The sequence below is a fragment of the Streptomyces sp. TE5632 genome, from assembly GCF_054061295.1.
The window spans coordinates 6,216,163-6,237,117 of the sequence record NZ_JBSSEA010000003.1 but is presented as its reverse complement, the minus strand read 5'-3'; the positions used below and the strand labels follow the sequence as shown (position 1 = coordinate 6,237,117).

Sequence of the window (20,955 nt, the reverse complement as noted above, 5' to 3'; positions counted from 1 at the left end):
CGCCGGCCGCCCGTGGAGGCGGTCGATACCGGCCGGCGCGGCATCAACCGGGTGCCGAGTCGGCCAGTACCTCCCGGGCGGCGCGCGTACCCGACGCCAGGGCTCCCTGGACCGAGCCGGTCGCGCGGTGGTCACCGCACACGTACCTCCCCGGTCCGAAGCGGGTCGTGAGACTGAGCGGCCAGGGCGGCGGCATCGCGGGCAGCGCCCCCTCGACGGTGTACGCGGCGACCTGCTGCCAGCCGCTCGTGTCGGTGCCGTACAGATCGGCCAGGCGTCGCAGCACGACGTCGCTCGTACCGGGCTCGTCCCTGCCCAGCACGGAGCTGGAGACCAGCGCGGTCCCGGGCGGTGCGTAGGCAGGGGCGACTCCGGTCAGTACACAGGTGTTCAGGACTGTTCCGGTGCTGTCCACCATCAGCGTCGGTTCCGCCATCGGCGTGCTGTCGACCGCGTGGTAGTACGTGGTGACCGTACGTCCGTCCGGCACGGGCAGGCCCGGCAGCAGTCGGGCCGCCGTGACGGCGTCGGTCGCGACCACGACGGTCGTGGCCGGCACCTCACTGCCGTCCGTCAGCAGCACTCCCGAAGCGGTGACCTCGGCAACCGGCGTCTCCAGCCGCAGGACGCCGTCGGGCAGACCGCCGGCCAGTCGTGCGGGTACCGCGCCGATGCCGTCGGCGGGCAGACAAAGGGTCCCTCGGACCATGCTCCGCCAGACCAGGTGGAAGAAGCGGGCGGAGGTCTCCAGACGGTCCTCCAGGAACACGCCGGACAGGAACGGCCGCAGAATGTGGTTCACCGCCGTGTCCGACAGCCCCGCGCGGGACAGGGCGACCGAGGTGGCGCGGTCCGGACGTCTTTTGAGCAGGGCCACGGGCAGCAGAGCGTCCCGCGCGGTGAGCACCGCCGACGCGGCCAGGTCGCGAGCCGTGAGGGCCCTCCCGGGCAGCAGTGCCCCCGCCGCGCTCGGCCTCCGGGTCGGATCGGCAAGGCGGACCGGCCCGGTCGGGGTGTGTGCCACGAATCCCGGGGTGAACGGCCGCAGCCGAAGGCTCCGAAGGTCCAGACGCCGCTTCACCTGAGGATAGGACGTGTTGAACACCTGGAAGCCGCGGTCCAGGAGGAAGCCGTCCCGCCGGTCTGTTCTCATCCGGCCGCCCGGCCCGTCGGAAGCCTCCAGCAGAACCACGCGGCGTCCCGCACGGCACAGGTCCAGTGCGCAGGCGAGGCCGGCGAGACCGGCGCCGACCACGACGGTGTCCGGTGCCCCGCGGTGACGGTCGCTCATGGCTCTCCTCTGTCGATGCCCACACCGGTCGGGCGGGCGTCTGGACTCGCCCTCCGGCTCGCTTGCGTGAGCCGGTACCCGGGGCACGGCTTCGTGGAGCAGCACGCAGGTGCCTCACGCAGTCCGCCACGCACTGGTTGCCGGGTCCCGGCGAAGGGGTTGTGCGTCCAGCGGATCACGTCGCGTCGGCGGACGCCAGGCGCCACCACGGCCGAGTGCGCCAACGACGGCGACCCGTCACTCCGACACCACCGACTCCACCGCCGCGACCGCCTCCGCGAGCCCCGACGGACGCGGCAGACCGGACATGCCCTGCCCGGCCCAGCCGGGCCCCAGCGTCAGGACGACCGGCCGTCGACGAGCACCCCGCACCCCCCACTCCATCGCGGCCACGTGCTGCGCCAGTGGCCGGCTCGCGGTGGCACGGGACTGGGACCACAGCCCCACCGCGACCGGCCCCGTTCTCCGCACGGCCGCGACGAGTGACTCGACGGGCAGGGCGGCACCGAACATGCGCACCGGAAGACCGCGTTCGGCCAGTGCGACGGCCAGTGCCTCCAGCGGCAGTGTGTGGTTCTCCCCCGGCACGCAGGCGAGCACCGTGGTGGCGCCCGGGCGGTCGGCGACCGCGGGAGGTGCGCTGCGCCGCAGCGCACCGGAGACGTGCCAGGACAGAAAGTGCTCGACCTCCACGTACTTCTCGCCCGAACTCTCCCACTTGCGGCCGACCGCCTGCAGCGTCGGCATGATCACCTCGGTCCAGGCGGCGACCGTGCCGTGCTCGGCGATCGCCGCGAGCAGCAGCTCGTCCAGAGTGGCGGCGTCCAGGCGCAGTGCGGCACGGGCGACCCCCTTGCACTCCTGACGGACGTCCCCGAGCCGAAGGCCGCTGCCTGCCCGGCTGCGCCCGCGGGCCGACGGTCGCAGGGCGGCGCCCCGACGGACCGGGCCGGCGTCCGGCGGCGCGTCGCCGCGCGCCAGGCGCGCGGCCTCGGCGGGTGGCAGTCCGGTCGCCGTCAGGGCGCACATCCGCTCCAGGCGCGCCACGTCCTTCGCGGTCCAGCGGCGGTGCCGGCCACCGGTGTGCGCGTCGGGCCCGAGGCCGTAGCGGCGGTCCCACGTGCGGACCGTGGTGGGTGCCACCCCGAGCCGCCTGGCCACCTCACCGGTGGTCAGCCCTCCGCCGCGCCGCGTGTCCTCGTCGTCCCGGCCGTCACCGTCGGGTTCGTCCACGCCCATGGGCCCACCGTACGACGCATGAACGACGCGGGTTGCCCGCGTCGTTCATGCGTCACAACACTGGGAGCCGGCGCACGGCACGACGGTCCGCGCGACCAGTGCGGTCAGCGGACGGCATTCCGTCCCCGCACGTGACGCACGGCAGGAGGAACCAGGCCATGAGCACGAACACGCCGGCCATCCGCACCCTGGCACCGGCCGTGGCGGAAACGCGGCACGAGGACGAACTGGCCAATGGACTGCGTGCCGCCGACGATTGCGCGTTCGCGGCGATCTACCGGCGCTGGGGGCCCCTGGTCCACACCATGGCCGCCCGGTCGCTCGGTGACCCCCACGAGGCCGAAGACGTGACTCAGCAGGTGTTCCTCGGCGCCTGGCGCGGACGGGCCGGCTTCCGTCCGGAACGGGGCCCCCTCGGCGCCTGGCTCGTCGGCATCACCCGCCGGAAGATCGTCGACGCGCTGGCCGCCCGGACACGCCGGCTGACGCTCGTGGACTCGGCCGCCCACAGGGCCGACGCGTTCACGTGGAAGGACGCGGCGCCGGAGGACGTCCTGGACCGGGTGCTGCTGGCCGATGAACTGTCCCGGCTGCCCCGGCATCAGCGGGACGTACTGTGCATGGCCTTCTTCGAGGACCTGACCCAGGCCCAGATCGCGGAACGGACCGGAATGCCCTTGGGCACCGTCAAGAGTCACGCCCGCCGTGGTGTGCACCGGTTGCGCGGGGCGCTCGAACAGAGTCGCTCCCACGAGACGGGCGCGTAGGCGTGTCGGACTGTGTCGGACACGGGGTGTCGCTCGCGCATCCACGGCGGTGCCGGCGCACGAAACACCACCGAGTCTCCGCACCTCGCAAAGACTTCATTCGAAGGGATGATCCCCCCAGGACCTCCCGGCCCCCCCTCGCTGTCGCCGCCTCGGCCGGCGCCTGTGCCCTGGCCCTCGCTGTCGCCGCGCCCGCCATGGCTGCTCCGGCCGACGAGCAGGACAAGGCCACGGTGTCCGTCTTGCACGGCATTCCCGGGATGACGGTCGACGTCTACGCCAACGGCGACGAACTGCTCGACGACTTCAAGCCCGGCACGGTGACCGGCCCTCAGGCTCTCGACGCCGGGACCTACGACATCCAGATCTTCGAAGCGGGCCAAGGCCCCGACGGCGCTCCCGCCCTGCAGAAGGAGATCAAGGTGCCCGAGGGCTCGAACGCCACGGTCGCCGCCCATCTCACCGCCGACGGTGAACCCCGGCTGACGGCCTTCGTCAATGACGTCTCACAGGTCGGTGCCGGTGGAGCTCACCTGACGGTCCGCCATGTCACGGCCGCTCCGGCGTGGGTCCCGCTCCCCACAGGTGCCGGGGCCCACCGGGTGAGAGACGCAGGAGGGCGCAGCGACCCACGTCGAGCCCGCGCGCCTGGTGGAACCGGCCTTGGGCAACGCTGTTCCGCACGACGCCGTCAGCGCGTTCCCGGTCCTGCTCGGCCCTCTCGTCGACCGGTGGCCCACAGGCGCCGTTCGCCCTGCCTCGTGCCTCCGTTCCGGTGGGGTTGAACACAGGGTCCTGCGTGACTTCCGCCGGTCTCCACCACGCCGTCCAGGCCGTTCAGCAGTCGGGCAGGAAGTGCCCGTCAAGGCGTGTCGCCGACTTCGACGATCATCTCGACGACGGCGTCGAGACCGCCTTCGACGAAGACCTGGCGCTGCTTGTCCGCGCCTGTGCCCTGTTGCAGCAGACGGTGGACGAGCGAGGTCACCTCGCGAGTGTCACCGGCCGCATCCAGCGCGGGACCCACATGGTCCAGCAGCCCGTACACCACATCGCCCGCGCGCCGACGCCGGCCGGTCGGGTCGATCAGGTCTCCGCTCAGCCCATGACGTGCCGCCTGCCACATCGCCACCTGCATCATCTCCGGAGCGGGCTCCGCCGGCGGACGGCCCGACGTCGCTTCGCGCAGCGCGGTGTCGGCCAGCGCCCGGATCAGGCCGGCGAGCATGACCGCGTCGTCCGTGCGCAACTGCACGTCCAGACAACGGACCTCGACTGTGGGATAGCTCTCGGACAGCCGGATCTGCCAGTACAGCTGACCGGTGTCGCTGATCACGCCGGTCGACAGCAGTCGACGCACTCGTGCCTCGTAGTCCGCCGCGTCGGCGAAGCGCGGCGGGATGCCGCTGACCGGCCATCGGCCGAAGACGACGGTGCGCCAGCTGGCGAAACCGGTGTCCTGTCCCTCCCACAGCGGCGAGTTCGCCGCCATGGCGGTCAGGGACGGCAACCACACCCGGATCCGGTTCAAGACCTCCGTCCCCATCCGTCGGCTGGGGACGCCCACATGCACGTGCATTCCGCTGACCATCTGCTCCGCCACCAGCTGCGGAGCCTGCCGCTGCATCGCTTTGTAACGGGTCTGGTCGGTGATCGGCACGGGTGCGTCCTCGCGGAACGGCGGCGTGCCGCTGGCCATGATCCGGTAGCCGCTCTTCTCCGCCGCACCGGCCACGGCGTGCCGCAGCCGCAGCAGGTGGCCACCGGCCTCCTCCAGCGTGGCGCATACGGGCGTCGCCACCTCGATCTGCGCCTGCGAGATTTCCGGCTGGATCTCTTCCCCGGCGACGAAGGGCTGCAGGCCTGCCAAGGCCCTGACCCTTTCCGCGTACGGAGCCAGCCGACCGGTGATCGGGTCGACCAGCAGGTACTCCTCTTCTATGCCGACGGTCGCCATCGCCGATCCTTCCGTTCCCGCCACCAACCGCTTCGGCAGGGGAGGCGCATGCTGCCGCCCCCGTCCACCGCGCCCGACGACGCCCCGACCCACCGAAGGATGCCCGCACCGAGTGCCACGAAAGCCGCGCGCCAAACACGACTGTGCCGCCCTGCCGCCCCGGGCGACTCGCCCCCGGGCGTCGCCGGGGCAGAACCATCGGCGACGCCGTCTCCACGAGGTGACAGGTCGACGCTTCAGGAGCGAGGCATAGTTGAAGCTGAGGGACGCAGACCGGTGGACGTGACAGGAGAGCACGTGTGACCACACCACGGATCGATTACCAGGCGCTGTTCGCTGTGACGCCCAGCCCTTACCTGGTGTTGGATCCCGATCTGGTGGTCGTCGATGTCAACCAGGCGTATCTCCGGGTCACAGGCCGGACCCGCGAGGAGATGATCGGTCGGTACCTCTTCGAGGTCCACCCCGACAATCCGGCGGATCCGGAAGCCAACGGGGTGCGCAATCTGAACGCTTCCCTGCAGCGGGTTCTGCGGTCGAAAGAACCGGACACGATGGCGGTGCAGAAGTACGACGTCCCGGTGTCAGGACACCCCGGAGTGTTCCAGGAGAAGTGGTGGTCGCCCGTCAACACACCCCTCCTCGGACCTGACGGAAAGGTGAAGTGGCTCCTCCACCGGGTGGAGGACATGACCGAGTTCGTACTGACCCGTTCCTTCCGCACGAGACCGGAGGATCCGGAGAGTGAACACAAGGCACTGGAGTCCGAACTGTACGTACGAGCACAGGAACTTCAGCGCCTCAACGAGGAACTCCGCAACACACATGCCCGGGAACGCCACATCGCCCTCACCCTGCAAGAGGCCATGCTGCACTCCCCGGACCTGGCCGCTCACCGGGAGATCGCCGTGCGTTACATGCCAGCCGCTCGCTCACTCAACGTCTGCGGCGACTGGTACGACGTGGTGGATCTGTCCGACGACACGTACACCGTGGCGGTCGGCGACGTGGTCGGCCACGGTCTGGAGGCCGCCGCCGTCATGGGCATGCTCCGCAGCGCACTGTCCGCGGCCGTGCGCGCCATCCACGAACCCGGCGCAGCCATGGACGTCCTGAGCCGGTACGCCGGCACCTTCGAGGGCGCACTGGCGACAACCGCGGTCAAAGCCGTCATCGACACCCGCCGTCAGCACATCACCTACACCAGCGCCGGCCACCCCCCGCCCGTCCTCTCCCGTACGGACGGCACGGTCGTCCTGCTCGACCAGGCCACCGAGCCACCGCTGGGCGTCCTGGTCAGCCAGAACCCGCGCGCCCAGGCCACGGTTCCCTACACCCCGGGCGACACCCTCGTGCTCTACACCGACGGGCTCACCGAACGTCGCGGCGAGGACATCGACGCCGGGCTGCACCGCCTCACCGACGCCCTCGTCCGCCACGCCCGTCTGAGCCCCGACCGACTGGCCGACGCCCTGCTCACCCGCCTCGGCGTAGCCGACGGCGGACGCGACGACGTCGCCCTGGTCGTCATCCGCCTGTAGACGGGGCTTTGGCCGGCACATGCCACCCAGTGATCGAGACGGCTCAGGCCATGCCCTGGGGACGGTCACGGCAGCCCGCTCACCCGACCGGGACGCCGCCCGCCGCCCCTGGCTCTGTGTCCACAGCGCTGACCCTCGCTGCCGGGCCCCACGCACCGCTGGTCCTGTACGCGAGTTTCGTGGTGGCGGCTCGCCAGGAAGGACTCTCTGACGGTGTCGCGTCCCGGTGGGCGCGTGAGCCGGCCGGCTGGTGTCGACCTTGCGCCGATCCGACCGCGGGCCCTCACCCCATTCGTCTCGTTTCACCCCATTGACCTCAGTGCTCTACGTTGGATGTGAGGCAGCTCGTCAAGTCCCGCACTGATCGAGGTGACGGTCATGTCAGTCAGCACACAGCACAGCAGCACCGCTGCCACACCGGACGAGCAGGGGAGGACAACCCGGCAAGGCCGCAGGGGCGCCGACATCCCCGCGGAGAACCGCGGCAACACCACCATCGCGGACACCGTCGTGGCGAAGATCGCGAGCATGGCCGCCCGGGAGGTTCCCGAGGTCTACAACCTCGGCGCGGGTGTGGCCCGAGCATTCGGAGCGATGCGTGAACGCGTGCCCGGCGGGAGCAGCAGCATCACCCAAGGAGTGAAGGTGGAGGTCGGTGAGCGCCAGGCCGCCGTGGACCTGGACCTCGTCGTCCATTACGGCGCAGCCATCGCGGACACCGCAGCAGACGTGCGTACCAACGTCATCACCGCGATCGAACGCATGACCGGTCTGGAGGTCGTGGAGGTCAACGTCGCCGTCGACGACGTACGGCTGCCGGACGAGGAGGAGCCCGAGCAAAGCGGCAGGCGCGTTGCGTGACGCGGTCCGCGGAAGGGAGGGACGCAGAGGCCGTGGCGCCGCTCGTTCACGCACTGTGGGCCGGGTCGGATCGAGCGCGCGGTCACGACTGCGGCCACCACCGTGACCACCGCCGCCACCGGCACCATCACCGCGCGAATCCGGTCGAGCCGGGGCGCCGTCCGGCACCGTCGGCACGAGGAATCGATTCTGCTCGCCCCTGGGGTTCGCGTGTCGTGCGCGGCACGGTCCAGGACCGCCACGAGGAGTTGCCGGCACCACGGGCAGTCGATGTCGGAGCTGTTCGGCCAGGGGGCAGCCAGGGGCGGCGGGAAGGGTTCCGGGAGTCCGTGCTGGTCGCCTCTCATGCCACTCCGTCATCGCGGACTCCACTGAGCCATGGATCGGGAAGACCTGGTGCAGGCCTGCGACATGGAAGATCCGGAGCACTTCCGGATTCGTGATCACCAGCCGCAGGTCGCCGGTCCGCGACCGGATCCGTTTCCGGATTCCGACGAGTAACCCCAGGCCCGTCGAGTCCATGAACGTCACCCGGCCAGGTCGGCGACGAGGCGTCGGTGGCCTGTCTCAAGACGGTGGACCACCTGGTCCCTGATGCACGACACCGTGTAGATGCCGATCTCGCCGTGGATCTCCACGACGGTCCGGTCGTCCTCTTCACGGTGGCCGATGTGGAATTCGGGCTGCTTGGCTCACCTGACGGCCATGCCCTGGGGAGAGGTTTCGGGCGGTGTACGCCGCACGCGCGTTCTGCACATGCGCGAACGACCGGCCATGGCGTCACCGTACGGATCATGCCGGTGGGAGCCGGCGCGAGGCTGCGACGGGGCGCGCTCCCCGTCCTCCGGAACCGCTCAGAATCCTCCGGAACCGCCCAGAACGCACGGTTCCGGAGGATGGGGTACCCAGGTGTGGGACGGCTTGGGGAACGGTGATCGCCGTGGACGCACATCGGACACCCGTCCGAACGACGAGGGAGAGGTCATGAGCGCGCCCGATGAGGCTCTGGAGCCGGGCTTCCCCCATGCGGTCCTGCACGCCCTGGGCACCGGCGTCTTCACCGTCGACACCTCGGGGCGCATCACGTTCGTCAACCCGTGGACCGAGCGGCTGCTGGGCCGGCCTGCGGCCCAGCTGATCGGCCAGGACGCGCACGATCTGCTGCACCGCCGTCCCGACGGTGGCCCGGTGCCGCGTGACCAGTGCTCGATCATGGCACTTCTGCGGAGTGGCCGCCCCGCCGAGGAGGGCAGCGCCGAGTACTTCCTGCGGGACGACGGCACGACCCTGCCGATCATCTGGGCGACCACTCCCCTGCTGCTGGCGGGCCGCCGAGCCGGACTGGTGGTCGTCTTCAACGATTTCAGCCTGCATCGCGACGCGGAGGAGCAGGCGGCGGCGCACACCGCGGCTCTGGAGGCCCTGACCACCCGGCTGAACCTGGTGGCGGACGTCTCGTCGGTGTTGATGTCCACCGTGGCGGCTTCCCACCGGATCGCCCAGTTGCTGCGGTTGCTGGTTCCCGCGTTCGGTGACTGGGCCGCGGTGGATCTGCGCTCCGAGCGGGACAGAGCCGCCGGGGCGCTGGAGCGGGTCGCCGTGCGCAGTCACACCCATCCTCGGCGGGCGCGGCGATTGGAGGGTCCCCTGCCGCCGCTGCCGTCCGGGTCCCGTCCGACAGGGGCACGTGCCACGGGCGGTGACGGCACCGTGCTGCTGAGTGCCGCCGAATTGCTCGGCGATCCCAACGCCCCGCTCGCCGCCACCCACCGACCGCTGTTCGACCGGCTCGGGGGCCACTCGGCCCTCGTGGTACCGCTCCGTGCCCGGCGGCGCCACTACGGCATGCTGACCGTGGCCCGCGCCGGGGACTCCCCCGACCTCACGGACAACGAGATCCTGCTGCTCACCGACATCGGCCGGCGCCTGGCCCTGGTGCTGGACAACGCCCGCCTCTACCACGAGCAGCGGAACGTCGCCGAGACCATGCAGCGCCAACTGCTCGCCCCCCTCCCCCAGGTCGACCACCTGCGCATGGCCGCCCGCTATCTGCCGGCGCAGCGCGCCATGGAGATCGGCGGCGACTGGTACGACGCATTCCTGCTCTCCGACGGCGTCATGGCGCTGGTGATCGGGGACGTGGTCGGCCACGACCTCGAGGCGGCCTCCCACATGGCCGAGGTCCGCAACATGCTGCGCGCCCTGGCCTGGAACCACCGGGAGCCGCCCAGCGCGATCATGCAGGGCCTGGACGAGGCAGTGACGAACACCAGTGACGCGCCCATGGCCACGCTCGTCTTCGCCCGTGTCGAAGGCCCGGAGGGCGGCCCCTGGCAACTGCACTGGACCAATGCGGGGCATCCACCTCCGCTGCTGGTCACCGACGAGGGAGACACGCGCTTTCTGACCAGCCACGGACCGCTGATCGGCATGAGCGCCGCCCTGCACCTGGGGCTGGAGTGGCCGGACGCGTATGTGGAACTTCCCCCCAGTTCCACACTGCTGCTCTACACCGACGGCCTCGTGGAGAGCAGAGGCCGCCCGATCGATCTCGGCATGGCCAAGCTCCGCCACCACGCCTCCATGCTGACCGGGCGCACCGTGGACGGCTTCTGCGACGAGCTGCTGGCCCGCATCGACCCGAGCGGCGACGACGTCGCCCTGCTCGCCCTGCGGCTGCCCCCGGCCGGTGCGGGCACGCCCGGCGACAGCCGACCGCCACCGCCACCGCAGTCCCCGTACAGCCCCGCCGCCCCGAACCGGGCCGCCCCCGGATCCGTCCAGCTGGACGCCCCGGTGGAGGACCCCACGCGCGGCGCCCGGGAGGAGTTCCCGGACGACTTCCCCACGGAATGAGGGCGTCGACGCCGACGGCGGGGAGACGGCCGAAGGAAGGGAACCGGAATGGCCAGGCAGTTCGACGTCGGAGACCATGTGCGGTGGAACTCGGAAGCCGGGCACGTGGAAGGCGTCATCGTCAAGAAACACACACGCGACGTGGAGTACAAGGGGCATACGCGCCACTGCTCGAAGGACGATCCGCAATACGAGGTCAAGAGCGACAAAACCGGTCACATCGCCATGCACAAGGGGGGAGCGTTGACGAAGCTGTAGGGAATGGTGTTCGCGCCCTCGAGGCGCACTCCGGTCAGCGGAACGATCGGAGAATTGTGCGATCCGGGTGAGATTTCGAGATGACGAACCGCATCCATACGGTCGGGCACTCGACACGCGACTTCGACGAAGTGCTGAAGATGCTGCGTGACAATGACGTCACCTGCTTGGTCGATGTCCGCTCGTACCCGTCCTCGAGGAAGTACCCGCAGTGGAATCAGGCGGCGATCGTCGACGCTCTGCCGTCCGATATCGCCTACCGCTGGATCGCCGGGCTCGGCGGCCGACGGCACACGCCCAAGGGCGTACCGAGCGAGAACGGTGCATGGCGAGTGAAAGCATTCCGTGATTACGCCGACCATATGGCCGGTGACGAATTCGCAGAAGGCCTGAACGAACTCCTCGAGCTGGCCGATCACGAACGGCCGGCCGTCATGTGCAGCGAGGCGGTGCCGTGGCGGTGCCACCGCAGGCTGGTCTCCGACGCGCTGATCGTCGCCGGCGCGGAGGTGGTGCACATCCTGTCGGGCACGACGTCGAGGCCGGCCGTCCTGAACGAGCATGCGCGGGTCCGCGACGGGCACCTGACCTACCCACCGGCCGACTGAGGCCGCCATGAGCTTCGTCGACGACGTCCGGGAGGCGGCCCTCGCCATCCCGGCCGGCTCCGTCGCCTCCCACTTCGTCCAGGAGTTCCTCCGCGCGGGTGGAGAACCTCCGCATCAGCTTCTCGGATCGCCAGAAGCGGCGGCCGAGGCCGGTACCCGCCTGGAGCGCCGACTCCACGTGCTCGCGGGCAAAGACTCCGGCGAACAGGCTGGTGACCTGGAAGGAGCGGGCGACTCCGCGCCCGGCGATCCACTCCGGCGGTCGGCCCGTGACGTCGTGCCCGTTCACGACGATCCGCCCGGCGGTCGGGGCGAGGAACCCGGTGAGCAGCTTGAACAGGGTGGTTTTCCCGGCCCCGTTGGGGCCGACCAGGGCGTGCAACGTACCCTCGGTCACGCTCAACGCGACCCCGTCCACGGCGCGGAACCCCTGGAACTCCTTGGTCAGGCCCTGCGTGGTCAATATGACCTGCTGTTGACTCATGCCGACCTCGGATGTGGTGGAGGGGCCGACGAGTGTCGGTGTGGGCAGACCGTAGGGTCGACGCGGCAGAGCGGACTACATAGGGGCACCCCGTAAGGGGCCTCGCCAAGTGTGGGCGAACCACACTTGCGCCACCGCGTTTCAGCCGAGCGGCCGCTCGCCGGAACGGTCGGCATGGGGCGCAACGGGGGCGTCCGCCCCGGGAGACCGCCGACACCGAGATTCTGTTGTGCTGCCCCACACCGCTGGGTCATCTCGTCGTCGAGGAGGGTCAGGGAGACGCGAGGACCAGCCGGCCGCGCACCTCACCGGCCTCCAGCCTCCGGTGGGCCTCCGCCGTCATCGACAGCGGCAGGCGGTCGGCGATGCGTGGGCGCCACGGCGTTCTGCGCAAGAGGTCCACGACCCCCTCTGCCGCCTCCGCGAGATCGCTCACCGTGGCATTGCTGATGGCGAAGCCCACGATGCTCGCGTCCTTGGTGTACAACCGGCCCAGCGGCAGCGTGGCGGGCCCGCCGCCGAGTCCGACCATCGCGACCAGGCGCCCGCCCCGGGCCAGCAGGTCCACGGCGTCGGCGAGCGCTCCGTGTCCGGACGTGTCCAGGTACACGTCGTAGCCGTCGGGCGCCGCCCGGCGCAGGTGCTCGCCGACGCCGGGCGCCCGGTAGTCGAGAACCTCGGTGGCGCCCAGAGCGCGTGCCGCCGCGGCGTCCTCGGCACGCGCCGTGCAGACCACACGCGTCCCGGCCGCGGCGGCCAGGGCCACGGCGGCCCCGCCCACGTTGCCGGCTCCGCCGCCGATGTACACGGTCTCCCCGGGCCGCAGCCGCCCGTGCCGGAAGAGCGCCAGCCAGGCCGACGCCGCGGGGTGGGCGGCGGCAACGAGGTGTTCCGCGGTGATGTCGGAGGGGGCCGGGTAGAGCCGTTCGGCGGCGACCGTCGCGTACTGCGCGGCGGCTCCCTGCCGGCCGGCGTGGCCCAGGCTGTTGCACCACACCCGTTGCCCCGGGGTGAAACCCACCGCGCCGGCCCCGGCCGAGGCGACCTCGCCCACCAGGTCGCGGCCGAGGACGAACGGGAACGGGAGCGGCGTGGCGTAGGCACCGGACCGCACGAAGGTGTCGACCGGGTTGACGGCCACGGCCCGGACACGGACGAGCACGTCCGTGGGGCCCCGTGGCGGGACGGGGATGTCGCCGTAGTGGATGGCGTCGGCCGGGCCGACGGAGTCGATGTACGCGGCCTGCATCACGTCGGGGACTGTGCCGATCACGACCCACATGCTATGGAGCGGACGCCGCGGGCCGGCCCGGGCCACGCCGTCTGCCGGATATCAGGAGACAGGAGAGGGGGCGAGCTCCCGCAGGGCATTCGTCGCCGATGTCGGGCGTCCCGCCTCGACTTCTCGACCCCCTTGTCTCAGGGTCCAGGTGTGGCTTCCCGGGGCCAGCGGCCTTCTATGTGCAGTTGGATGAGCGCGGCGTGGGAGAGCGGGGCGGCGGGATCGGCGACGTCGCCGTTGGTGGTGTAGTCCAGCAGTACGACATCCTGCTTGTCGCGGAGCCGCTCGACCAGATCTGCCACGCGGTGCTCGAGGACCCATCGGTAGGCCGGCAGGTAGATCCGGCGCCGGGCCGTCTCATAGGGCAGCAGCCGGTCGCCGTGCAGACCGGTGCGGTGCCCCTGGACGGGGCCGTACCGACGCACCGTCCGCTTCAGTCCCTTCATCGCCGTGATCTCGAGCTTCGCCGGGTCGACGCCGGACTGCCGGAAGACCTTGAGGGCCTGCCAGATCCCCTCCACCGACTGGCCGGTCACACCGTCGCTGAAGGGGACCGGGATGCCGCCGTGCGGGTAGAAGGGGCTCAGCCGCACCCACGGCTGCGGCGCCCTGGAGGTCACATCGATGATCTCCGCACCGGGGAACGCGGCGGTCAACGACGCCGTCGCACGGCGACGGCTGGCAACACGGATCGGCATCTGACGGCTCCTGCTCAGGGTGACATGAGCGCCAAGCATCCCCCACCCCACTGACATCGGCCCGGCGCACGGGACGCCACCGAGGAGCCGTCACGTTTCGCTCGTGCACCGCGGTGGTGTCGTCAGGTGAGTTGGACACGGTCCATCGGTCCGGTGGTGGTGAAGGCGCCCAGCGGCTGGTCGCGGCCCTCGGTGAAGTGGGCCCGGCCGTCGAAGTGGACGGCGGTGTCCAGGGGGCCGAAGCGGTCTGCGATCTCCTGGACCGGACCGAGCTGGGCGTCGTCTCCGCTGACACAGACCGTGGGCAGGCCGTCACCGGTCAGGACGAGGCCGACGGCCTTCCCGACGACCGGTTCGAGGTCCTCGCGCGTTCCGGGGCCGTGCCGGGCGGGCACGGCCCCGGCCTCCTCGGCACACCGTCCGCGGCGGACCAGTGGCTGGTCGACCACGGCTCGGCCCCGGCGGACGCAGGACTGCAGGAGATCTGCGCGGCACGGATGCGCTCCCTGCGCGAGCACGTACGGGGCCTCCTCGCCACCACTGGTGCTCCGTCCGTTGCGGCGACCGCGCCCGCGCCTGCGCCCGCCGCACCCGGACCACAGCCGACTGAGCCGCTGATCCAGGAAGCCCCCACCCTGAAAGGACGGCCGCCCACGTGGCGCGCGCATGACGCCGCCGAAGAGTTCCCTTCCTGCCCGGAATCATCCCGTTCTGTGCCACACACCCTGCACGCCCCGCACCGGACTGGCCATGGCTGGTTCTTCGCGACAGCTCACTTTGAAACCCACCCGGAGTCACTTCAGACCCCGACAGCCCGTCGGGTCGGCTCTCAGGAGCTCAGGAAGTCCGCCAGGCCCTCCACCAGCCTGTCGACGTCCCCGGCGTGGGTGTAGGGCGCGAGGCCGACGCGAAGGCCGCCGGTGTCGCCCAGGCCCAGTCGCCGGGAGGCCTCGAGGGCGTAGAAGGAGCCGGACGGCGCGTGGACGCCGCGGTCCGCCAGGAACGCGTAGGCGTCCGTCGTGCTGCGGCCGTCGAAGGTCAGCAGCAGGGTGGGGGTGCGGTCGGCGGCGTTGGAGTGGACCGTGATGCCGTCGAGGGCGGTCAGCTCCTTGTCCATCCGGGCCCGCAGTGCTTCCTCGTGCTCCTCGAGCGCCGCGAACCCCGCGGCCAGCCGCTCGCGCCGGGTTCCCTCGGCGTCCGGGTCGAATCCGGCGAGGAAGTCGACGGCGGCGCGGGTGCCGGCCAGGAACTCATAGGGCAGCGTGCCGAGTTCGAAGCGTTCAGGCACCGCGTCCGTGGAGGGCAGGAGCTTGTCGGGGTGCAGGGTCTCCAGCAGTTCGGGGCGGGCGGCGAGAACGCCGTGGTGCGGGCCCAGGAACTTGTAGGGCGAGCAGGTGAAGAAGTCCGCGCCCAACTGCGCGACGTCGACCAGGCAATGGGCGGTGTAGTGCACGCCGTCGACGTACGTCAGCGCACCGACGTCGTGCGCCAGACGGGAGATCTCCGCGATCCGGGGACGTGTACCGATCAGGTTGGAGGCCGCGGTCACGGCGACCAGCCGCGTACGCTCCGACAGGACGGCCGCGATGTCGGCGGGGGTCAGTTCCCCGGTGGCCGGATCGAAGTCGGCCCAGCGGACGGTGACACCCGCCCGGGCGGCCGCCTGGACCCAGGGCCGGATGTTCGAGTCGTGGTCCAGCCGGGTCACGACCACCTCGTCCCCCGGTGACCAGGTCCTGGCGAGGACGCGGGAGAAGTCGTAGGCGAGCTGTGTGGCGCTGCGCCCGAAGACGATCCCCGCCGGGTCCGCGGCCAGCAGGTCGGCCATGGCCCGGCGGCTGTCGGTGACGATGGTCTCGGCGTTGCGCTCCCCCGCCACCCGGTGGCCGCGGTTCGACAGCGGAAGGGACAGGGCGTCGGCGATGGCCCGGATGACGGGCCGGGGGGTCTGTGAACCACCGGGGCCGTCGAAGTGGGCGATCCCGGCGGCCAGCGCGGGGAACTGCGCGCGGATGGCGTCGATGTCGTACGTCACGAGAACTCCCGTTCGGTCACTTGCGCGAAGGTGGTGCGGCCGTCGGTGGTCGACGCATCGTTGGATCGTTGGACGTTGGATCAACGGATCGACGGATCACGGCCTCTTGAACGCTGACGAGGGTCTCATCCGGCGGCTGCCGGACGCGATCAGCTTCCGGTCACGGTCGGACGGGGCGACTCGTCGACGTGGAGCGTGAAGACGTCGGGGCGGGCGTAGTGGCCGACGGGGTCGAAGTCGAAGCGCGCCCTGGCGAGGTCGTCGAGGTCGAGTTCGGCCGTCAGGATGCCCTCACCGTCGCGGAGCGGCCCGGCCAGGACGTCGCCGAGCGGGGAGACGATGACCGAGCCGCCACCGATCAGGACCGTGTCCGGTGCGTCGCCCTGGACGGGGTGGAGGTCGGCAGGCAGGGCGTCGCGGCGCAGGTACTGGCAGGCGCTGAGGACGAAGCAGCGGCCCTCCAGGGCGACGTGCCGCATGGTGGCCTGCCATGCCTCGCGGTCGTCCACCGTCGGCGCGCACCACAGGTCGACACCCTTGGCGTACATGGCGGTGCGCAGGAGCGGCATGTAGTTCTCCCAGCAGATGGCCGCACCGAGGCGGGCCGTGCCGGTGTCGACGACGGGGAGGGTGGAGCCGTCCCCCTGCCCCCACAGGTAGCGTTCGCCCGCCGTGGGCATCAGCTTGCGGTGCAGGCCCAGGTAGCCGTCGGGGCCGAAGAAGAGCGCGACGCAGTAGAGGGTGCCGCCGCTGCGCTCGACGGCGCCGACCACGGCGTGGCAGTCGAGTTCCCGGGTGACGGCGGCCAGTGTCTCGACCTCCGGGCCGGGAATGTCGATGGCCGCGGCGTGGTAGCGGCGGAAGAGGTCGCGGCCCGCCGGGGTGCGGCTGCCGACCGTGATGCCGAAGTCCAGCCCCTTGGGGTAGCCGCCGAGGTACGCCTCGGGCAGCACGACCACCCGGGCGCCCCGGCCGGCGGCCTCACGGATGAATTCCTCCGCCCGGGTCAGCGCGGTCGGCGTGTCGAACAAGGGGGCCGCCGCCTGGACGACGGCGACGGTCACGGCGCGACGGGGCTGAGCAGGCGCGACGGGGTCGGCAGCAGTCATGCGTCGACCGTAGGAACCCTCGCCCTCGTCCGGCAAACTCATCTTTACGATGATCGACATCTATGAGACCGAATTCCGGAAGGCCGACCTGAACCTGCTGGTCGTCTTCTCCGCTCTGATGCGGGAGCGCAGCGTCACCCGGGCCGCCGCCGCCCTGCATCTGAGCCAGAGTGCCACCAGCGCCGCCCTGGGCCGGCTCCGCGGGCTGTTCGACGACGAGTTGTTCACCCGCACCGGTGGCGGTGTCGAGCCCACACCGCGCGCCGTCGAACTGGCCCGCCGTATCGAGCCGGCCCTCGGGCTGATCCACGGTGTGGTCACCGACCGGGACCGCTTCGACCCCCGCACGGCCCGGCGCGTCTTCACCCTGGGCATGTCCGACGATCTGGAGGCGGCGCTCATGCCCCGGCTGCTGGCCGCCACCGCCGGACTGCGGGGCGTCCGGCTCGCCGTACGGCAGGCCAACCGGAACACCGTCACCGGCATGATCGACCGGGGCGAGATCGACCTCGGGGTGTCCGCCGCCCCCGCCCACGGCGCCGATCACCGCAGCCACGACCTGTTCGACTCCGGCTACACCTGCCTGTTCGACCACCGCCTGCTACCCCTCGGGACCCCCCTCACCCTGGACGACTATCTGGCCCACCCGCACCTGCTGATCTCCTACGACGGCCGGCGCGGCATCGTCGACGACATCCTGGAGGCACGGGGACTGGAGCGCCGGGTGATCGCCTCCACCACCCACTTCGCCGGAGCCGCTCTCCACCTTCCCGCCCTGCCCGCCCTGGCCACGCTCCCCACCCACGCGGCCACCGTCTACGCCGAGGCCCTGGGCCTGACCACCTCCCCGCCGCCCCTGCCGATGCCCACCTACACGGTCAGCTCGATCTGGCACGGCACCCTCACCGACGATCCCGCCCATCTGTGGCTCCGCCGCCTCGTCGGGGACGCGGCCCGCGGGAACCGGCGGCCCTGAGCCCGGGCGCCGCTGTGACGGACGGACGGGCGGGACGCAGGTTCGCGAACAGGAGGTCGAGCCCCTCCATCCATGGCGGGGTGGGCCAGGATGCCGTCACGCAGAGCCGTGCGGGGCATCCCGGCCAGAGAGGGGCGACGCCCGGCAGCCGGTCGGTCCGGCTGCCGACGACAGCCTTCCGAAGCCGCCGGCCCCGCACCTCACCCGACGCGACGATCGCTGTCGCGCCGCTCGACGGGCTCTGGTCCGGCGGGGCGGGTACCGGCCCGCGCGAACGGGCCGCGAGACCACGTCGCCGGTCAGGCCGGCGTGGTCACGGGGCCAGTTCCCAGTCCTTGACGTCGGCGAGCGGCCCGAGGGTGTCGGGGCGCATCTCGGTCGCGAACTCGCGGCCGTCACGCACCCGGTGGGGCCAGTCCCGCTGCGCGAGGGCGCCCTTGCCGAGCGCGACGACGTCGGCGGCCCCGGAACCCAGTACGGCACGGGCGGCTTCCGGGTCTCCCAGACCGCCGTTGGCGATCACCGGCAGCCCGCTGAACTTCTTCGCGAGCTCGGCCAAGGTCTCCGTACCGGTGGAGAAGGCGGGCTCGAGCGCCTTGTGTTCGGTGGTGTGCAGGAAGTGCGCGCCGGTGCGGGCCAGGGTGGTGAAGATGGTCTCGGCGTCCTCGGCGCCGCCGGCCCAGCGGTGGTGGAAGTCGCTGACCTTGGACTGGGAGATGCGGATGCCGACCGCGATCTCGGAGCCCACGGCCTGGAGCACCTCGTCCACGACCTCGGCCGCCAGGCGCACGCGGTTCTCGACGCTGCCGCCGTATCCGTCCTCGCGCTGGTTGAGGTAGTCGGTGAGGAACTGGTCGAGCAGATAGCCGTTCGCGCCGTGCACCTCCACTCCGTCGAAGCCCGCTGCGACCGCGCGGCGGGCCGCGTCCGCGAAGCCCCGGCGGATGTCCGCGAGTTCACGGGCGTCCAGGGCCTTCGGCGTGGCGTAGGGACCGCTGCCCCGGTAGAAGGCGAGCTGCTCGCCGCGTGGGGCCACGGCGGAGGGGCCGACCGTCCCCTGGCGGAGGCGGTTCCCCTGGGACTGTGCGCCTGCGTGCATGAGCTGGGCGAACACGGCACTGCCCGCCGCATGCACGGCCTCGACCACCGGCCGCCATGCCTCGCCCTGGGCCTCTGTCGCGAGCCCCGGCTGGTACAGATAGCCCTGGCTGTGCTCCGTGTCGGTGTAGACGCCCTCGGTGATCAGCAGCGCGAAACCACCGCGGGCGAATCCGGAGTAGTAGCGCGCGTTGCGGTCGGTGACCATGCCGTCCTCGGTGGCGCTGATCCGCGTCATGGGGGCCAGGGCGGTGCGGTTGTCCAGGCGGACCGTGCCGAGGTCGAGGGGCGTGTACAGCAGGTCGTCGGTCGCGCCGTGCTGCGGGGTGGGGTCGGTCAAGGATCTCTCCGTTGCGCCTGGGGTCGGGTGCGGCGGTTCTCGACTCGGTCCGGCCGGCAGGGCGCGTGGTCACGCGTGCCCGCGCGCCCACGGACCACCGACGGACCATTGTCGGAATTTCTTCGTACTACGAGATTCAACGTACCACGGGGCGTAGACTCCTCCCGTGTCCACTCATGCCAGGCGTGCGCCCGCCAAGAAGGCCCTCCCCCACCCCGATCTGCGCGAGGTCCCGGTGGAGCTGGTACTGCGGGCCCTCGGCGAGCCGCTGCGGCTGGGCATCGCACGCTCCCTCGCGCGGGCCGGCCACCCCATGAACTGCAGCGCTTTCGGGCTGGCGGTGTCCAAGTCGACCTCGACGTACCACTTCAAGGTCCTGCGGGAGAGCGGCGTCATCTCGCAGTACGAGGAAGGCACCTCGCGCTACAGCGAACTGCGTGAAACGGAGCTGGAGCAGCGCTTCCCCGGGCTGCTGACCGCCATCCTGGCCGCGGAGAAGCCCGTGGCCGCGGAGAAGCCCGTGGCCGCGGAAACCCACTGAGGTCCGCGCCGCACTTGGTGTGCGGCTGCGGCACGGGCCGCGGCCGCGCACCTGGACGACGTGATCGAACAACTCCGGTCGTCGGCCGCCGCACCGGTACCGCCCCGCACCTGAACCGCCGTCGAGCAGCCCGCACGCTCCTGGCCGGAATTTGACATTAGGTCGACTTATGGATCATATAGTCCATGCTTTGGGCATCTATTCACGCGGCGTGATGCGCGCCGCGTGACCGCCCCCGACCTCGACGTGAATGAGCCAGACCGTGTCCCACCCCGCCGTCCCCGTCCCGCCCGCCGCCGATTCCGCGGCGGAGTGGGACACCTGGCGTGCCGAGCGCCGTCGCGCGCTCACCTCGCCGACGGGAAACCTCGCCCTCGTCGAGACCCGCTGGCTGCCGGCCGGTGAGCGTCCCGACGTCGAGGCGGCCCGGGCGGGGCAGCCGGACACGGTGACCGTCACCGCGCTGGAGCGCACCGACCGCGTCACCGGCGCGCCCGAGTACGGGCTCCGGTTCTGGGACTCCGCGGCACCGGCCCTCCGCCACTTCGAGGGCACCGACGCCTTCCCCCACGACCCGGCATGGGTCCTGGAGGCCTCCTACACACCGGCGCCGGGAGCCCGGCGTGTCCCCTTCGAGCACATCCGCGACAACGGCGGCACCCGTGACCTGGTGGTCCCGGGGGACATCGAGCTCACGCTGGACGGACACACGTACACCCTCAGCGCCTTCGACGACGACGGCGCCCTGCTGCTGGTCTTCGGCGACCCCACCAACGGCGCCACCACCTACGGAGCGGGGCGTTTCCTGTTCGTACGGCGGACGGCGGACGACGACCGCCGGGTCGTGCTCGACTTCAACCGCGCCTTCGTCCCGCCCTGCGGCTTCTCCGACCAGTACAACTGTCCGATGCCGCCGCGGCAGAACCGCTTCCACCTGCCCGTCGAGGCCGGCGAGAAGCTCCCCGTCTTCCGCGACGGCTTCCCGGCGCAGCGCTGATCGCCTCCGCCGTCTTT

Annotated in this window: 18 protein-coding genes and 4 pseudogenes; 11 read left to right on the top strand and 11 right to left on the bottom strand. The window is 71.3% G+C overall.

Annotated elements, in window-relative coordinates; translation table 11 throughout:
* Nucleotides 1-43: 43 nt before the first annotated feature.
* Nucleotides 44-1,291: an NAD(P)/FAD-dependent oxidoreductase gene (locus ACVW19_RS33710; RefSeq protein ID WP_457464369.1), complete on the bottom strand. Its 1,248-nt coding sequence runs from the start codon at nt 1,289-1,291 to the stop codon at nt 44-46.
* Between the two features lie 237 nt (nt 1,292-1,528).
* A complete protein-coding gene (locus tag ACVW19_RS33705; RefSeq protein ID WP_457464367.1) occupies nt 1,529-2,530 on the bottom strand; it encodes a MerR family transcriptional regulator in 1,002 nt (333 codons plus the stop codon).
* A 158-nt stretch (nt 2,531-2,688) separates the two neighbouring features.
* Between ACVW19_RS33705 and ACVW19_RS33700 the strand changes: the two genes are divergently transcribed.
* Together ACVW19_RS33700 and ACVW19_RS33695 are read left to right on the top strand one after the other, a co-directional pair.
* Nucleotides 2,689-3,297, top strand: a complete 609-nt coding sequence (locus ACVW19_RS33700; protein ID WP_457464365.1) for a sigma-70 family RNA polymerase sigma factor — start codon at nt 2,689-2,691, stop codon at nt 3,295-3,297.
* Between the two features lie 197 nt (nt 3,298-3,494).
* Nucleotides 3,495-3,863 (top strand): annotated as a pseudogene (locus tag ACVW19_RS33695) (DUF4397 domain-containing protein); the annotation flags it as partial.
* A 296-nt stretch (nt 3,864-4,159) separates the two neighbouring features.
* On the opposite strand, the gene ACVW19_RS33690 reads toward ACVW19_RS33695, so the two are convergent.
* Complete coding sequence (locus ACVW19_RS33690; protein ID WP_457464363.1) at nt 4,160-5,254, bottom strand: carboxylate-amine ligase; 1,095 nt, start codon at nt 5,252-5,254, stop codon at nt 4,160-4,162.
* A 299-nt stretch (nt 5,255-5,553) separates the two neighbouring features.
* Here ACVW19_RS33690 and ACVW19_RS33685 point away from each other — a divergent pair, with 299 nt between their 5' ends.
* Together ACVW19_RS33685 and ACVW19_RS33680 are read left to right on the top strand one after the other, a co-directional pair.
* Nucleotides 5,554-6,795 carry a PP2C family protein-serine/threonine phosphatase gene (locus ACVW19_RS33685; protein ID WP_457464362.1) on the top strand — a complete coding sequence of 414 codons (1,242 nt, stop codon included), beginning with the start codon at nt 5,554-5,556 and terminating at the stop codon, nt 6,793-6,795.
* 378 nt (nt 6,796-7,173) lie between these two features.
* Nucleotides 7,174-7,656, top strand: coding sequence for an Asp23/Gls24 family envelope stress response protein (locus ACVW19_RS33680; RefSeq protein ID WP_457464360.1), 483 nt, complete (start codon nt 7,174-7,176; stop codon nt 7,654-7,656).
* A gap of 420 nt (nt 7,657-8,076) precedes the next feature.
* On the opposite strand, the pseudogene ACVW19_RS33675 reads toward ACVW19_RS33680, so the two are convergent.
* Nucleotides 8,077-8,178: pseudogene (locus ACVW19_RS33675) on the bottom strand (STAS domain-containing protein); the annotation flags it as partial.
* A 462-nt stretch (nt 8,179-8,640) separates the two neighbouring features.
* Here ACVW19_RS33675 and ACVW19_RS33670 point away from each other — a divergent pair.
* The 3 genes from ACVW19_RS33670 (at nt 8,641) to ACVW19_RS33660 (ending at nt 11,378) form a co-directional block, all read left to right on the top strand.
* The gene (locus ACVW19_RS33670; protein WP_457464358.1) at nt 8,641-10,512 is read left to right on the top strand and encodes a SpoIIE family protein phosphatase; all 1,872 of its coding nucleotides are present in this window, start codon (nt 8,641-8,643) and stop codon (nt 10,510-10,512) included.
* A 48-nt stretch (nt 10,513-10,560) separates the two neighbouring features.
* Nucleotides 10,561-10,770 carry a DUF2945 domain-containing protein gene (locus ACVW19_RS33665; protein ID WP_457464356.1) on the top strand — a complete coding sequence of 70 codons (210 nt, stop codon included), beginning with the start codon at nt 10,561-10,563 and terminating at the stop codon, nt 10,768-10,770.
* Nucleotides 10,771-10,850: 80 nt separating this feature from the next.
* A complete protein-coding gene (locus ACVW19_RS33660; RefSeq protein ID WP_457464355.1) occupies nt 10,851-11,378 on the top strand; it encodes a DUF488 domain-containing protein in 528 nt (175 codons plus the stop codon).
* 73 nt (nt 11,379-11,451) lie between these two features.
* On the opposite strand, the pseudogene ACVW19_RS33655 reads toward ACVW19_RS33660, so the two are convergent.
* The 4 genes and pseudogenes from ACVW19_RS33655 to ACVW19_RS33640 all read right to left on the bottom strand — a co-directional run.
* A pseudogene (locus tag ACVW19_RS33655) lies at nt 11,452-11,862 on the bottom strand (ATP-binding cassette domain-containing protein); the annotation flags it as partial.
* Nucleotides 11,863-12,133: 271 nt separating this feature from the next.
* Nucleotides 12,134-13,111: a zinc-binding dehydrogenase gene (locus ACVW19_RS33650; RefSeq protein WP_457464892.1), complete on the bottom strand. Its 978-nt coding sequence runs from the start codon at nt 13,109-13,111 to the stop codon at nt 12,134-12,136.
* A gap of 170 nt (nt 13,112-13,281) precedes the next feature.
* Entirely contained in the window at nt 13,282-13,842 is a 561-nt protein-coding gene (locus ACVW19_RS33645) for a DUF6939 family protein (protein WP_457464353.1), read from the bottom strand.
* A gap of 122 nt (nt 13,843-13,964) precedes the next feature.
* Nucleotides 13,965-14,237, bottom strand: a pseudogene (locus ACVW19_RS33640) (MBL fold metallo-hydrolase); the annotation flags it as partial.
* Here ACVW19_RS33640 and ACVW19_RS33635 point away from each other — a divergent pair.
* Nucleotides 14,223-14,735, top strand: a complete 513-nt coding sequence (locus tag ACVW19_RS33635) for an ABATE domain-containing protein (RefSeq protein WP_457464352.1) — start codon at nt 14,223-14,225, stop codon at nt 14,733-14,735. The pseudogene ACVW19_RS33640 and the gene ACVW19_RS33635 sit on opposite strands and share 15 nt — an antisense overlap.
* Here ACVW19_RS33635 and ACVW19_RS33630 read toward each other — a convergent pair.
* Both ACVW19_RS33630 and ACVW19_RS33625 read right to left on the bottom strand, forming a co-directional pair.
* Nucleotides 14,672-15,877 (bottom strand): cysteine desulfurase-like protein, encoded by a 1,206-nt coding sequence (locus ACVW19_RS33630; RefSeq protein ID WP_457464350.1) that lies wholly within the window; start codon nt 15,875-15,877, stop codon nt 14,672-14,674. The genes ACVW19_RS33635 and ACVW19_RS33630 overlap by 64 nt on opposite strands.
* 149 nt (nt 15,878-16,026) lie before the next feature.
* Nucleotides 16,027-16,986, bottom strand: coding sequence for a nitrilase-related carbon-nitrogen hydrolase (locus ACVW19_RS33625; RefSeq protein WP_457464349.1), 960 nt, complete (start codon nt 16,984-16,986; stop codon nt 16,027-16,029).
* Between the two features lie 49 nt (nt 16,987-17,035).
* Here ACVW19_RS33625 and ACVW19_RS33620 point away from each other — a divergent pair, with 49 nt between their 5' ends.
* Nucleotides 17,036-17,962, top strand: coding sequence for a LysR family transcriptional regulator (locus tag ACVW19_RS33620; RefSeq protein ID WP_457464348.1), 927 nt, complete (start codon nt 17,036-17,038; stop codon nt 17,960-17,962).
* A 313-nt stretch (nt 17,963-18,275) separates the two neighbouring features.
* On the opposite strand, the gene ACVW19_RS33615 is transcribed toward ACVW19_RS33620, so the two are convergent.
* Nucleotides 18,276-19,400: an oxidoreductase gene (locus ACVW19_RS33615; protein ID WP_457464346.1), complete on the bottom strand. Its 1,125-nt coding sequence runs from the start codon at nt 19,398-19,400 to the stop codon at nt 18,276-18,278.
* A 166-nt stretch (nt 19,401-19,566) separates the two neighbouring features.
* On the opposite strand from ACVW19_RS33615, the gene ACVW19_RS33610 reads away from it, so the two are divergent.
* Nucleotides 19,567-19,941, top strand: a complete 375-nt coding sequence (locus tag ACVW19_RS33610) for an ArsR/SmtB family transcription factor (RefSeq protein ID WP_457464344.1) — start codon at nt 19,567-19,569, stop codon at nt 19,939-19,941.
* A 250-nt stretch (nt 19,942-20,191) separates the two neighbouring features.
* A complete protein-coding gene (locus ACVW19_RS33605; RefSeq protein ID WP_457464343.1) occupies nt 20,192-20,938 on the top strand; it encodes a DUF1684 domain-containing protein in 747 nt (248 codons plus the stop codon).
* Nucleotides 20,939-20,955: the final 17 nt, after the last annotated feature.